Source organism: Sphingobium sp. TKS, from assembly GCF_001563265.1.
Taxonomy (GTDB): Bacteria; Pseudomonadota; Alphaproteobacteria; order Sphingomonadales; family Sphingomonadaceae; genus Sphingobium.
In genome coordinates, this window is record NZ_CP005083.1 from 3,893,949 (window position 1) to 3,908,829 (window position 14,881).

Consider the following 14,881-nt stretch of genomic DNA (forward strand, 5'->3'; position numbering starts at 1 on the left):
ACCACTAAGTGTAGATACTAATAGTCCGGAGAGGTGCTTGCCCATAGGCGTACCGCCTGTTTGAACCAGAATGGAACCGGACTAGATGGCTCGCAGCGCTCATATTACTGGCCGTTTATGCGGGTTCCGGGCCGTCATGGCGGCGATGATCGTGCCATCTTTCCTGTCCGGCTGTTCCTTCGCGCCGCCCAATGTCCGGCCGGCCCAGCCGGTGCCGCAGGACTATCCCGCGCCAGCCGCGCTGGGCGCGTCCATCGCGCGGATCGGTTGGCATGATTTCTTCCGGGAAGAGCATCTGCGTGTGCTGATCGCGGCCGCGCTGGAGAACAACCGCGATATCCGTATCGCCGCGGCCCGCGTCGATCAGGCGCGCGCGGCCTGGCGTATCGAGGGATCGGCGCTCTATCCCGAACTCAACGCCGTCGGCACCGGCACGCGGGGTCGTTCCATCATCAGCCTGCCGGGCGCAGGCACGCAGAGCTATGACATCAAGCAGGTCACCGCGCAGGTGAGCGCGAGCTGGGAAATCGATTTCTGGGGCCGTCTGCGCAACCTGAACGACGCCGCGCGCAATCGTTATCTGGCGACGGAAGAGGCGAAGCGCGCCGTTGCCACCGGCCTGATCGCGCAGGTCGCCAATGGCTATCTGCTGGAGCGCGAATATGAGGAACGCCTCGCGCTTGCCCGGCGGACGATCGTCACGCGCGAGGACTCACTGCGGATCATGCGCCGCCGCTATGAAGTCGGGTCCGGCTCGAAGCTCGAAATGACCCAGGCGCAGTTGCTGCTGGCGCAGGCGCAGGATGCGCTGCAAGCGCTTGAGCAGGACCGCGACGTGAACCGCAACGCGCTGGCGCTGCTGGTCGGGCGGCCCGTGGAGATCGTGCCTGGGCCCCTCGGTCTTGCCGAAACCGGACCGGATATCGCCCTTCCGCCGGGCTTGCCCTCCGACCTTCTGGTCAACCGGCCTGATATCGTGGCGGCGGAATATCAATTGCGGGCGGCCAACGCCGATATCGGCGCGGCGCGGGCGGCGTTCTTTCCCAATATCAGCCTGACGGGTGCCTTCGGCACGGCGAGTTCCGATCTCGACGGGCTGTTCGGCGACGGGAGCCGCGCGTGGAGCTTCACCCCGACGATCGCCCTGCCGCTGTTCAATGCGGGCCGCCTTTCCGGCAACCTCGATCTGGCGAAAGCGCGGCAGGTCGAAGCCGTGGCCAGCTATGAAAAGACCGTGCAGGGCGCGTTTCGTGATGTTTCCGACGCGCTGGTCCGGCGCCGGCAACTGGCGTTGCGGATCGACACCGCGCGCAGCTCGCTGGACGCCTTGCGCGAACGGGCTCGGCTGGCCGGGTTGCGGTTCGACAACGGGCGTTCGGCCTATTTGGAAGTGCTGGACGCGCAACGCGACCTTTTCGACACCGAACAGGCGCTGATCCAGTTGCGCCGCGCTCATCTGGCGAGCGGCATAGCCCTCTACGCGGCGCTTGGCGGGGGCTTTCCCGCCGAAGTCGTCCACGACAGCAACGATCAAGGCGGAGAACACAGGCGATGACGGCGTCCCGGAAGACATGGCTCATCAGGGGCGGCATCGCGGCGGCGCTCGTCGTTGTAGCTCTGCTCCTTTGGCAGGTGCTCAAGCCCGGCGATTTGCCCGAAGGCATCGTCGGCGGTAACGGCCGGATCGAAGCGGTTGAAATCGACGTTTCCGCCAAATCGCCCGGCCGCATCCGCGAAATCCTGGTCGACGAAGGCGCGTTCGTGCAGGCGGGGCAAGTCGTCGCCCATATGGATACGGACGTGCTGAGTGCCCAGAGGGCCGAAGCCGAAGCGCAACTGGCGCCGGCGCTGAACGGCATCCAGATCGCGACCAGCCAGGTCGCGCAGCAGCAGAGCAACCGGGCGGCGGCTCTCGCCGGCGTCCGCCAGCGTGAGGCGGAGCTGAACGCGGCGCGCAAGCGGCTGGCGCGATCGGAAACGCTGGCGCGAGAAGGTGCGACCGCCGTGCAGGAACGGGATGACGATCAGGCCCGCGTCGAAGGCGCGGCGGCGGCAGTGGAGGCCGCTCGCGCCCAACTCGCGGCCGTCGACGCGGCGATCACGACGGCGCGCAACCAGGTGATCGGCGCGCGTTCGCAGGTCGATGCCGTGCGCGCCACCATCCAGCGGATCGAGGCCGATATCCGCGACAGCGACCTCAAGGCGCCGACGGCCGGCCGCGTGCAATATCGCGTCGCCCAGCCGGGCGAAGTCGTGGGTGGCGGCGGGCGCGTGCTCAACCTGGTCAATCTGGGCGACGTCTACATGACCTTCTTCCTGCCGGAAACGGTCGCGGGCAAGGTGGCGCTGGGCAGCGATGTACGCATCGTGCTCGATGCGCTTCCGGATCGTGCGATCCCTGCGAAAGTCAGCTTCGTTGCCGATGTGGCCCAGTTCACGCCCAAGACGGTGGAGACGCAAAGCGAGCGCCAGAAACTGATGTTCCGCGTGAAGGCGCAGATCGATCGCAAGTTGCTCGATCGCTATATCACCCAGGTCAAGACCGGCCTTCCGGGCATGGCCTATGTGCGGATCGATCCGAAATCCGAATGGCCCGCGAAACTGACCGTCAACGTGCCGCAATGACGGAAGCTGTCGCCCGCGTTTCGGGCGTGAGCCTGCATTACGGCAAGGTGCTGGCGCTCGATGATGTGAATCTTGAAATCCCCGCCGGGCGCATGGTGGCGATGATCGGCCCGGACGGCGTCGGCAAGTCCAGCCTGTTTTCCCTGATCGCGGGCGCGCGAGCCATCCAGGAGGGCCGGGTCGAGGTGCTGGGCGGCGACATGGCCGAGGCCCGCCACCGCAACGCCGTGTGTCCGCGCATCGCCTATATGCCGCAGGGGCTGGGCAAGAACCTCTATCCTACGCTCTCCATCGACGAAAATCTCGAATTCTTCGGGCGGTTGTTCGGGCAGGACGCGGCCGAACGCGAGCGCCGCATTGCCGACCTCACCGAAAGCACGGGCCTCGCGCCGTTCCGCAAGCGCCCGGCGGGCAAGCTTTCGGGCGGCATGAAGCAGAAGCTCGGCTTGTGCTGCGCGCTCATCCACGATCCCGATTTCCTGCTGCTGGATGAGCCGACAACCGGCGTCGATCCCATGTCGCGCGCGCAATTCTGGGATCTGATCGACCGCATCCGCGCGAACCGCCCGCACATGAGCGTGCTGGTCGCCACGGCCTATATGGAAGAGGCCGAACGCTTCGACTGGCTAATCGCGATGGACGCGGGAAAGGTGCTGGCCACCGGCACCGCAGCCGACTTCTATGCACGCACCGGCGAACAGTCGCTGGAACAGGCGTTTATCTCGATGCTTCCCGAGGAGCGCCGCCGCGGGCACAAGCCGGTGGAGATTCCGCCGCGCAGCGACGGCGGCGAGGCCGAGATCGCCATCGAGGCGCAGGGGCTCACCATGCGTTTCGGTGATTTCACGGCAGTCGATCATGTCGATTTTCGCATCGAGCGCGGCGAGATCTTTGGATTCCTCGGCTCCAACGGCTGCGGCAAGTCGACCACCATGAAGATGCTGACCGGCCTGCTGAAAGCCAGCGAAGGCCAGGCCTGGCTGTTCGGCCGCGAGGTCGAGAATGACGACATGGCGACGCGCCGGCGCGTTGGCTATATGAGCCAGGCCTTCTCGCTCTACTCGGAACTGACGGTCCGGCAGAACCTCGAGCTGCATGCCCAGCTCTTCCATGTTCCCGCCGGGGAAGTGCCGGCCCGCGTGAGGGAAATGGCGCAGCGGTTCGGCCTGGATGGCATCATGGATGCGTTGCCCGGCGCCTTGCCGCTGGGCCAGCGCCAGCGGCTCAGCCTAGCCGTCGCCATGATCCACAAGCCGGAAATGCTGATCCTGGATGAACCGACGTCCGGCGTCGATCCGATCGCGCGGGACCAGTTCTGGCAGATGATGATCGACCTGTCCCGGCGCGACAAGGTGACGATCTTCATTTCCACGCACTTCATGAACGAAGCGGAGCGGTGCGACCGCATATCGCTGATGCATGCGGGCAAGGTGCTGGTCAGCGACACCCCCGCCGCCATTGTCGAGAACCGCGGCGCGGCGGACCTGGAAGAAGCGTTCATCGCCTATCTTCAGGATGCGAGCGGCGAGACGCCGACAGAAAAGAGGGACGATCCGGTTCCTGCGGGCGCGCCTGCCGCGGCCGATCAGGACATTTCGGCTGCACCGGCCCGCTCCCCATGGTTCATGCGGCGCCGGATGATGAGCTATGCCCGGCGCGAAGGGCTGGAATTGCGCCGCGATCCCATCCGCGCCACCCTGGCCCTGCTGGGCAGCGTCATCCTGATGTTCATCATGGGCTATGGCATCAGCATGGACGTGGAGGACTTGCCGTTCGCCGTGCTGGACCGCGACGGCACGACCACCAGCGAGAACTACGTCCTCAACCTGGCCGGATCGCGCTATTTCATCGAACGGCCGCCGATCACCGACTATAGCCAGTTGGACCGGCGGATGCGCTCGGGCGAACTGAGCGTGGCCCTGGAGATTCCGCCCAATTTCGCGCGCGACCTGCGCCGGGGCGTGCCGGTGCAGATCGGTGTATGGGTCGATGGCGCCATGCCGCAGCGGGCCGAGACCGTGCAAGGCTATGTCCAGGCCCTGCATGCCCACTGGCTCAGTGAAATGGCCGTGCAGGAAACAGGTGCGCGGCCATCGATGGGTCTCGTCAATATCGAGCTGCGCTATCGTTACAATCCGGACGTGAAAAGCCTTGTAGCCATCGCGCCGGCCGTGATTCCGATGATGCTGCTCTTGTTCCCGGCGATGCTGACGGCTTTGAGCGTGGTGCGGGAAAAGGAGCTGGGTTCCATCGTCAATTTCTACGTGACGCCGATCAGCAAGGTGGAATTCCTGCTGGGCAAGCAGCTTCCCTATGTCGCGCTCGCCATGCTGAACTATGTCTTGCTGGTGTTCCTCGCCGTCACGATGTTCGGTGTGCCGTTGACGGGCAGTTTCCTCGCGATGACGCTGGGCGCTCTCTTCTATACGCTGTCGGCGACGGCCATCGGCCTGCTGTTCTCCATCTTCATGCGCAGCCAGATTGCCGCGATGTTCGCCACCGCCATCGGCACGATCCTGCCCGCCGTGCAGTTTTCCGGCCTGATCAACCCGGTGTCCTCGCTCGAGGGGGCGGGCGCGGTGATCGGATCGATATATCCCGCGACCTGGTTCGTCACCATCTGCCGCGGCGTCTTTTCCAAGGGGCTGGGCTTCGCCGACCTCTGGCCTGACCTTCTCGTGCTGTTCGCGACGTTTCCCGTCATCCTGGCGCTGTGTGTCGCGTTGCTGCGTAAGCAGGAGAGCTGATATGCGCCACGCGGCCAACATCTACCGGCTCGGCATCAAGGAACTGCGCAGCCTGTGGCGCGATCCGATGATGCTGTTCCTGATCCTCTATTCGTTCTCGGTGGGGATCTACGTCGCGGCAACCGCCATGCCGGAAACGCTGCACAAGGCGCCTATCGCGATCGTCGATGAAGACCAGTCGCAGCTTTCCAGCCGGATAACCGGCGCCTTTTATCCGCCGCACTTCACGCCCCCTTCGATCGTGGGACTGAACGAAGTGGACAAGGGGCTGGATGCCGGGCGCTATACGTTCGCTCTCGACATCCCGCCCGATTTTCAGCGAGACGTACTTGCGGGACGCCAACCCGGCTTGCAGCTCAACGTTGACGCTACGCGGATGAGCCAGGCTTTCACGGGCGGCGGCTACATCCAGCAGATCGTGCAGGGCGAAGTTGCCGAATTCATGAAAGGCACGCGTGCGAGCACGCCGGTCCCGGTCGAGCTGGCGCTGCGCGTGCGGTTCAATCCTACGCTGGCGCAAAGCTGGTTCGGCGCGGTCATGGAAATCATCAACAGCGTCACCATGCTGTCGATCGTGCTGACGGGCGCGGCCCTGATCCGCGAGCGCGAGCACGGCACGATCGAACACCTGCTAGTGATGCCGGTGACGCCGTTCGAGATCATGGCCAGCAAGGTCTGGGCCATGGGGCTCGTTGTCCTGGTCGCCTGCGCTTTCGCGCTTTTCGTGATGGTGGAAGGGGTACTGTCCGTTCCCGTCGAAGGGTCGATCGCGCTGTTCCTCGCCGGAGCGGGGCTGCACCTGTTCGCCACGACCTCCATCGGCATCTTCATGGGGACGATCGCGCGCTCCATGCCGCAGTTCGGCTTGTTGCTGATGCTGGTGCTGCTGCCGTTGCAGATGCTGTCCGGCGGTTCGACGCCGCGCGAAAGCATGCCGGAGTTCGTCCAGACGGTCATGTTGGCCGCGCCCACCACCCATTTCGTGAAGATGGCGCAGGCCATCCTTTACCGGGGCGCGGGCTTTGACGTGGTCTGGCCCCAGTTCCTGGCTATCATTGCTATCGGCGCGATCTTCTTCGCCATTGCGTTGGCGCGGTTCCGGCGAACCATCGGCACGATGGCGTGAGGAGGCAGTCGAATGTCAGAACACCAAATTGCGTGGGACATCGTAACGATGCTTCAGACTAACGATTGCCGAACGGTTCCGCGCAGGTTTCGCAGGAGAATAATACCGGCGGCGGTGTCGCGGATCCTGAGCCAGGTTTTCGAAACAGCGAATCCACGATTGCCCTAGCAGCCTCACGCGTCAGCCATAGCGCTGGCTGACGGCTGTGAATGCCCCCTATCTCCCATAGGTATCACAACGGCTTCTTCTGGCACGTTTGCCGGTGCACGGCCAACACAACCCAAGGAGGATGCCATGTATGTCAATGCCAGAATGCGTGAGACACTCTCACGCTTCAATGCCGCTTCTTCAATGGAAGCGCTGCTCGCCGCCTTAGCTGATGCCGCCACGAAAATGGGCTTCCCCTATGTCGCGATGATCCAACATGGCGGCCTCCCACGCTTGGTCGAACGGGCGCTGGTTATTACCAACTATCCGGCGGAGTTCGTGCGTTTCTACACCGAGAGCCACGCGTACGTCATCGATCCAGTCTATGAGGTGAGCCAGTTGCTGGACCGCCCGTTCAGCTGGGACGAGATTCCCGGTTATGTCGATCTCACAGGCACACAATCAGCCCTGTTCGAAGAAGCGCGGCTGCATGGTCTCGTCCACGGTGTCACCGTGCCGCTCCACATACCGAGCGAATCCCATGCGTCTTGCACTTTCGCACGCGCGGAGCCGATCATGGCTTCGCCATCGCTACTGACGACGCTCCACATCGTCGCTGCCTTCGGGTTCAAGGCGGGCCTCAGACTACATCATGCCTCGCGCGGACATGACGTACCCAGGCTCACGCGCCGCGAAGCTCAATGCACGGCATTGGTCGCCGTCGGCAAGAGCGATTGGGAGATCAGCCAGATACTCGGTCTGAGCGAGACCTCGGTGCGCTATTTCGTCTCCCACGCAAAGCAGCGTTACGGCGTCTACAAGCGCTCAGAGCTTGTCGCCAGGGCGCTCATCGACGCGCAGATCCTTCGAAACGACCAAGGGATCATTGAGGCTGGACCCCGCCGCCCGCGCCACAGGGCGAAACGGCGCAGTCCTTGACAGTCCTGTCGGTGTCGCCGTGTTGCGCATCCCGTCAATTGGCCCGCGAATCGCCATGCCTAGGGCGGATAAGTGTATTGACCTACGGTCGCACGATCCAGTTTGCCGAGCTCTGATAATGCCAAGCAAGGCTTAGCCAATTTCGAAATTAATAAACTCGACAGTAGTTTCCCAATCTGTCAAAATGCATAGCATGGCTTCGCAAACATTAGGAAAATTAAACCGGCTGCAACGGGATCTCCCAGAGAGCCTGCTGGTCGACGCGGCATGGATGGAAGCCCATGGTTACTCATCATCGCTGCGGAGCCAATATGTTCGCGCGGGATGGCTCGATAGCCCGACCCGGCGCGTCTATCGCCGCTCGCGTGGACCGCTCACCTGGGAACAGGCCGTTATCTCACTGCAATCCCTGTTGGACCTGCCTTTGACAGTTGGCGGGCGCACAGCGCTCGAACAGCAGGGCTACGCTCATTATCTCTCCATAACGGTGCGCGAAGTCCATCTCTATGGGCCAAGCCGGCCGCCGACATGGCTCGACAGCCTGCCACTCGATGTCTCGTTCCGCTGGCATAACAGCCTCCGGCTGTTTCCAGTCGACGGCGAGATTCCTCCCGAGCCTGCGCCCCGGATGTCCAGCACCGCCGGCACGACCTTGCCGATCCGCTGTTCGAGCAAGGAACGCGCCGTTCTCGAACTGCTCGATGAGCTTCCCCATGAGAGCTTCCATCAGGTCGACATGCTGATGGAAGGAATGAGCGACCTCAGCCCACGTCGCCTTCAGACACTTCTTGAGGCGTGCGCGAGCGTAAAAGTGAAGCGTCTCTTCCTCTTCTTCGCGGATCGCCATGGCCATGCCTGGCGTTCGAAGCTCGATGTTTCCCGCCTGGATCTCGGATCGGGCAAACGCGTCCTGGTCAAAGGAGGGAAGCTCGACCGGCGCTACAACATCACCGTGCCCTCCGACCTGGCGGGAGAATAGCTGTATGGCGTTTCTCGACGGCTACCGGAGACAGGTCGCTCTTCTTCTGCGTGTTATGCCTCACGTCGCGAAGGAGGATATCTTCGCGCTGAAAGGCGGAACAGCGATCAATCTGTTCGTGCGTGACCTGCCGCGACTTTCGGTGGACATCGACCTCACCTATCTGCCGATCGAGGACCGCGCGACCTCGCTCGCCACGATCGATGCGGCGATGCTGCGGATCAAGGAACGCATCAAGGAAGGACTGGTCGGAGCCAGGATTCATGCGTCGCGTTCCGCTGACGAAAAAATCGTCACCAAGCTCATCGTTCGTGCGGATGATGTGCAGATCAAGATCGAGGTCACGCCAGTGTTGCGCGGGACGGTCTATGATCCCGTCGTTATGGGTGTCGTTCCCGCAGTCGAGGACGCCTTTGGTTTTGCTGAGATTCAGGTGGTGTCCTTCGCCGATCTCTATGCGGGAAAAATCGTGGCGGCGCTCGACCGGCAGCACCCTCGCGACCTCTTCGACGTCCGCGACTTGCTGGCGAACGAAGGCGTCACAGACGATTTGCGACGTGCATTTCTCGTCTACCTCGCCAGCCATAATCGCCCGATGGCCGAGGTTCTCGCTCCCGCCCGTAAACCGCTCGCCGAGGAGTTCGAGCGCGGTTTCGTCGGAATGACTCACCAGCCGATCACTCTGGCGGAACTGGAATCAGCGCGTGAAGACATCATCGCGCGCATGGTTGCCGGGATGCCTGACACTCATCGGCAATTCCTTGTCGGCTTCAAGCGTGGTGAACCGGACTGGGCGCTTGCGGGCATTGATGAGGCGAGGCGACTGCCCGCGGTCTTGTGGAAGCAACGTAACCTGGACCGGTTGGACCCTGGCAAGAGGCAGGAGCTTGTTGCCGCGTTGGAGAAGCAATTGCTGCCGGGATAGGTCAGGCGCCCCTCCGACGCCTGCAGGTCAGCCTGTTTGCGGCGAGCAGCGCGGAAGGGTGGTGGTTAGGTGAAGTGCGGGAGCAGCGAGGAAAGGGTGGAGGTGATGGGAGAGGGAGCCGCTCGCGTTTGGGACCAGCAGGTACATTGAAGGCTTACGGTTCGACATGGATTTTGGCGGAATGGCCGGGCAATGTCTTTCCGCTAGCGCTGCCTATATTCTTGGTGATGCAGGCGCGCGAACATAGCGCACAGCGTGGTCGAGGCGCTCCGCCGCGTCGGCCTCGCTGATGCGGAGGCGGCGTGCGATCTGGCCAACGGTAAAGCCGTCATTGCGATGAAGGAACAAGGCCCGCATGGTCAGGTGCGGTAGATCGGTAAAAACAGAATCCCATACCTCGCCTTCTTCCCCCATCTTGCCCGACGACCCCATGACCCTCTCAATCACATCGTGGAGATCGGCAGCAGCGGGTTCCTGCAAGGCGTATAGGATCGCCAAGGACTGCTCCATCATTTCCAGCGCTTGTTCTTTCAATTCGTCGTTGCCCGGCTCGTTACCGCTCCCCATGCTCTCACCTCCTTCTTAGTTGCAGAGGAGCATGACAGAAATCGCGGGATTTTCATCAACAACAACCCCCAACTTGGATATTGTTGTGCGCTGGCTTTTTGCGCGAAGGTGCCATGCGCTATTTTATGATTTCCGAGCCGTTAGCCGGACTTCAGATTTTGAAAACATCATGACTGCCAGCCTTACAGGTCGCGCCGCCGCTCGCATCAGCGGAGGTGCCGAGAATGGGGTTGCCCGGGGATGGAGATGCTCGAGATATGGAAAATGCACGGTCTCGTGCCGACCTTGTAAGTCATATGCCCAGCAGAAGCGGCTGAGACGCAGTCCGTGTTGGACACCGCAAAAGCTGTCCCAACCGCGACATTTACCGGAACTGGCAAGAACGACCGTCATGCATTGACATTGGTGACGGTTATTGCGGCGGCGCCAATACCCTCTCTCTGGAATTGACGCCGCCACATCGATCCCTGTTCGCAAAGATGGGTCAATGCCGATAGATTAGAAGCGTTGTTCCCAATCGGTTTCCAGATCGAGCCGATTCACAAATGATGGAACACCGACAGAATTCTGCTATAGTCCTCCAGTGAGGATATAGCGATGAACAACGCCGCCCATATTCAAGCGCCCGAACCGGCATCGCCTCGGCTGAAACCGTCCGATTGGCTCTGGCGTCCGTGGTACGCGAAGCTGTGGTGGTCGGCAATTCCGGTCTGGTGGATTGGCATGGCTACATCGACCAGGATCGCGCCGCTTGAGGCGTTCTACGACAGTGCGGCGGCCGGTTTTCTCAACCTCCTGTTCTTTCCGATGACGGCACTCATGGTGCTTGGACTCGGCTATGTGCAGCAGTGGGTGGCCGGGTTTTCATCGACGGGCGAGGGTACGCCTGTGTCCGATGAAGCGGTGGCCAGAACCTCCAAAAGAATGTGGGAGGAACATGAGCGAGGAATGGAAGACCTTCGTGCTGGCACCGATATATTCGATCCACGGTCGGGAGGTCTCTACATCGGCAACCCGCTGAGCCTTCAGCACCCTAGTCGGTTCTTCAAGCACTAACGATTCTTGAAGCTGCTGTCGCCATCGCCGGGGCTGCCATCCACGTCCGTAGAAAATCTACCGCTCTTCAGGACGGAGTTCTGTTCGACCGAAGTCAGGGGCCCGGTAATGTCGAAAGTTGCCCGGCCGGAATCCGCATCATGGAGATATCGGTTGCGTATGCCATCCGGGCCAAGAATCCGGTCCGACAGTTCACGCGAGAAGGTCGCCGCCGGGTCGCTCGAGCGCGCGGCTTCGCGCTCGGCGGCGGCAATCGCTTCGCGCACGTCGTAGTTGACGATGTCAATCGACGACTGTGCTGTCTCGTTGCTGATTCCGACGTCACGACTTTCAAAACCAAGACTGGCGCCCACTCGACCTGAGGTCGACGTGGTCTTCTGTGGCGACTGCGCTTGGCCCGCTTGCTTGCCTTTCTCTGCAGGCTGCCCGCGACCGCCTATCGCCTCCGATTCATCGACCCCAACCGAGCCTCCGAGTTGAGCGCCGACGCTTGTACCGATCGTGACATTATCCTGCGCGGATCGCGAGAGCCCGCGCTGCCACCCGGTCTGCGCGATGATCGCCTGCACGTCGCGCGTAAGCGTATCGGCCACCTGCGGGTTCAGACGCCAGTTGCCATGACGGTCCATCTCGAACCCGCCCTTGAGCCAGTTCTGCATCATCGCCTGGCCCTGTTCGCCGCTGCTGAGGAAATGCTCGATCGTGTCGGGCCCGGCCTGTTTCCCTGCCTCGAACCGCGTAGAGGTATCGTTGCGGGCCGATTGCTGGAACCCGACCGAGCTGGAGACGAGAAGATCGTTGTCGGCGAACGAGAACCTTGCCCGCCCGCCATTGGCGACCGCGCCCAATTGGCTCTCGTTGATGAGCCCGCCGCGCCACATCTGCGCCGCCGTCTCCGGGGTGAGATTGAGGCTCAGATCGCCATTCTGCGCCATGGCGATCTGCCGCTTCGACATGTCGACACCATGATCGGCCAGCAGCTTCTGCATGCGCGTCAGGCGCTCATTATCGATGATCCGCGTCATCCGTTCGTTGCGAGCGCGGTCAGCGATCCCGGCCGCACCACCTTCGGCCATGTCGACCTGATTGCCGGCGCCCTGCGACAGCGTGCGGATGAAGCTGTCGAGATGTGCGGCCTGGCGCACCGACATGCCCGCGGCGGCCGCGCCTTCCGCGAACCCGGCATTGTCGGCCTGTCGCCGCTGCTCCCCGATCCGGGCGGCCGAGCGCGTACCGTCGTGACCGACCTCACGCTGCGCGTCGAGCTTGCCCGACCGCTCCGCAAAATCGAAGCCCGCTGCCTCGCGGGTGCGGCCATAGACGCTGGCGCCCTCGCGCGCGGCCTCGACGGTCGCACCGTCGGCGGTGCCGACCTGCACGGCGGCATTGTAGGTTTCGAGCGCCCGCATGACCTGCGCCTCGTTGCGGCCGGTTGCGCGGGAGAGTTGGGAAATGGCTGTCGACCGAGCCTCTCCGGATAGCGCATTGATAAAGGCGATGCGGCGGGAGGTTTCCTGGACTGAGAGGCCGAGCATGGAGGCGGCGTTGCGCTGGCCCTCATTGCTGCCGGTCCTATGCGCCTGCTCGGTCGCGACATTGCCGCGCTCGATCCGCCTTACATTGTCGCCAGCAAAATCGCGCCGGCCTTCCATCGCGCCGACTTGAATCTGCGCGCCGGTAAGATCGTTGCGCAGCATCTGCTCCTGGTCGAAGGTATTGGCGATCAGTTTGGCGAAGGTCGGATCAGCCGACGCTTGGGCGATCACCGTCGAGGCTTTGAGCGCGGCATCCTTTTGGTCGTAGCCGTTCCTCTCAAAATGCCGCTGGGCTCCGGACAGCATCATGTCATAGGCGCGCGTATCCCCGAACGCCTTCCACTGGACCATCTTCTGCGTGAAGGCCGCGAACGAACGTTCCCCGGATTGCCCCTCGCCAAAATAGCCGGTGCCAAGGCTGCGGAGCGCATCCTTCTCGGCAAAATTATGGATCGCACTGGTCGCGGCATTGTCGCGCACGGCGCGCACGGTCGCGGGATCGGTGAGGCTGCGGCCGGTGAGGGCAGGGGAGAGCCCGCCCAGTTCGCGTGCCGCATCGAGCTTGCCCATGCCGAATGCGGCCGTCCCGCTGGCGCCGCCGCCATGTTCGCCGAGCACGCTGCTCGCGGCACCGAACGCACGGGTTGCGCCGAAGGCCGAGCGCTCCCCGAAATCCCCGAAGTTCGAAGCCGCGCCCCGCCGCGCCATGGTGCCCGCTGCTCCCGCCTGCGCCTCGAGCGCGCCGGCATAGCCTTCGCTGGTGGCAAGCGGTGCGGCGGCTGCCGTGCCCTGACCCTGCACACCGAGCGCGCCGGATGTGAACGAGGTGAACACATTACCGGAGAACCGGAAAACCGTGAAGACGAACGCCCCCGCAAGACCCGCGGACGCGGTGCGGAAACTCCCGAAGATGGCGAGCGCCTTCATCGCGGACGACGGCGCCAGCATCCAGGCATTGGCCGCGACATGGTTGGCGCGCATCTCGGCCAGCACATCGGTCGCGCGGCCGAGCGTCAGCTGATAGATCCCGGCGTCGATCACGCCCCAGAGCGCCACGAAGACGAACAGGCCGAGGGCGAAGGAAGCCACGCGCAGATTGATCGGGGTGAGGATGAACAGCAGCGCGACGGGCATCATGAAGAGCATGATCCCGAAGACCGTCGCCCGGATCGTGGGCATCCACTCGTTGGCCGTCGACATGGTGGCCAGGCCTGACGAGACGACAGCGCGATTGGCCATGACACGCGCCGCCGTTGCAGGACTGTCCTCGAACAGCACATCGCCCACCGTGCTGCCGAGCATCACATTGGTCAGGAACTGCTGGAGCGAGAGCGGCGTATCCATCATCATCTGGCCAAGTTCGCCGATGTTGGAGCGGCAGCGCTGAAGCTGGGTCGCATTGCCGATGTCGTAGCCGGTGCGGGTGCAGACCTGCGCGACATAATTGTCGAACAGCGCAGGTTCGGAGAGGCGTGTCGAGATATGTTCCCACGCCTCGTTGCAGCTCACCGTCGTGCCGCCCTTGTCGGTGGACGTGAACACCGTGCTGAAGGTCGCCGGCCCCGCCATCGCGGCAAAGGCGGCAGGAAGATCGGTCGCCGTGCGGAACAGCTGATCGTCGTCGACGCCATAGGCGGGCGAGACCCGCGCGACCGGATAGCATTGCCGGACATAGTCCTTGATCGTCGCGTCAAGGAACGTGTCGGTCATCGGGCCGCGCGGGCTCGCTGCATTGAGGAACAGGTCGAAACTGTGCCCGCCCGCCCCGAACTCAAGCTTGGCATGGGGATCGGTGGTGTTGTCGTCGATCACTTCCGCGAGCGCGCGCTCCATCATGTTGGTCATGCCCGCGACCAGCACGATGAGGTTCGGCACGTCGCCGACCGGCTGATAGGCGTTGCGGACGCGGTCGTAGACATGGACCGTGCCCGTCGTCGCGACCAGGCCGACGAACAGGCCGACGCCGATCAGCATCTGGAACCCGAAGGCGACGATGCCCATGCCTTGCCCGCGGATGCTGGCGAGCAGGACGCCGAGCGCGATGCCCACCACCGCGACGATCAGCACCAATGTCTCGTAACGCGAATCCCCGAAGATCATCGAGACGAGGCGGAAGGCGTCCACCGTCTCCGCAAAGCCGTCATAGGTGTGGAAACTCGCATCGATCGCCAGCGCGGGACTGGCCGAGAAGAGAGCGATCAGGACCGAGATCGCGCGAACTAAGCGGTGCATGAC

At 63.1% G+C, this 14,881-nt stretch carries 10 protein-coding genes; 8 read left to right on the forward strand and 2 right to left on the reverse strand.

Annotated elements, in window-relative coordinates; translation table 11 throughout:
• Positions 1 to 85: 85 nt before the first annotated feature.
• The 7 genes from K426_RS19260 to K426_RS19290 all read left to right on the forward strand — a co-directional run bounded on the left by K426_RS19260 (position 86) and on the right by K426_RS19290 (position 9,488).
• A complete protein-coding gene (locus tag K426_RS19260; RefSeq protein WP_210766564.1) occupies positions 86 to 1,555 on the forward strand; it encodes an efflux transporter outer membrane subunit in 1,470 nt (489 codons plus the stop codon).
• Positions 1,552 to 2,625 (forward strand): HlyD family secretion protein, encoded by a 1,074-nt coding sequence (locus tag K426_RS19265; protein ID WP_066560443.1) that lies wholly within the window; start codon positions 1,552 to 1,554, stop codon positions 2,623 to 2,625. The genes K426_RS19260 and K426_RS19265 overlap by 4 nt, the downstream gene beginning before the upstream one ends.
• Entirely contained in the window at positions 2,622 to 5,372 is a 2,751-nt protein-coding gene (rbbA, locus tag K426_RS19270) for a ribosome-associated ATPase/putative transporter RbbA (protein WP_021246283.1), read from the forward strand. The genes K426_RS19265 and rbbA overlap by 4 nt, the downstream gene beginning before the upstream one ends.
• A 1-nt stretch (position 5,373) precedes the next feature.
• Entirely contained in the window at positions 5,374 to 6,498 is a 1,125-nt protein-coding gene (locus K426_RS19275) for an ABC transporter permease (protein ID WP_021246284.1), read from the forward strand.
• 294 nt (positions 6,499 to 6,792) lie between these two features.
• Positions 6,793 to 7,584, forward strand: coding sequence for a helix-turn-helix transcriptional regulator (locus K426_RS19280; RefSeq protein ID WP_021246285.1), 792 nt, complete (start codon positions 6,793 to 6,795; stop codon positions 7,582 to 7,584).
• Between the two features lie 193 nt (positions 7,585 to 7,777).
• A complete protein-coding gene (locus tag K426_RS19285) occupies positions 7,778 to 8,563 on the forward strand; it encodes a type IV toxin-antitoxin system AbiEi family antitoxin (RefSeq protein ID WP_021690794.1) in 786 nt (261 codons plus the stop codon).
• A 4-nt stretch (positions 8,564 to 8,567) separates the two neighbouring features.
• A complete protein-coding gene (locus K426_RS19290; protein ID WP_037484334.1) occupies positions 8,568 to 9,488 on the forward strand; it encodes a nucleotidyl transferase AbiEii/AbiGii toxin family protein in 921 nt (306 codons plus the stop codon).
• A 213-nt stretch (positions 9,489 to 9,701) separates the two neighbouring features.
• Here K426_RS19290 and K426_RS19295 read toward each other — a convergent pair whose 3' ends face one another.
• Positions 9,702 to 10,055 (reverse strand): hypothetical protein, encoded by a 354-nt coding sequence (locus K426_RS19295; RefSeq protein ID WP_013846840.1) that lies wholly within the window; start codon positions 10,053 to 10,055, stop codon positions 9,702 to 9,704.
• Positions 10,056 to 10,652: 597 nt separating this feature from the next.
• On the opposite strand from K426_RS19295, the gene K426_RS19300 reads away from it, so the two are divergent.
• Positions 10,653 to 11,111, forward strand: coding sequence for a hypothetical protein (locus tag K426_RS19300; RefSeq protein WP_021246288.1), 459 nt, complete (start codon positions 10,653 to 10,655; stop codon positions 11,109 to 11,111).
• Here the strand turns inward: K426_RS19300 and K426_RS19305 are convergent.
• Entirely contained in the window at positions 11,108 to 14,878 is a 3,771-nt protein-coding gene (locus K426_RS19305) for a conjugal transfer protein TraG N-terminal domain-containing protein (RefSeq protein ID WP_021690792.1), read from the reverse strand. The two genes, K426_RS19300 and K426_RS19305, sit on opposite strands and share 4 nt — an antisense overlap.
• Positions 14,879 to 14,881 lie beyond the last annotated feature (3 nt).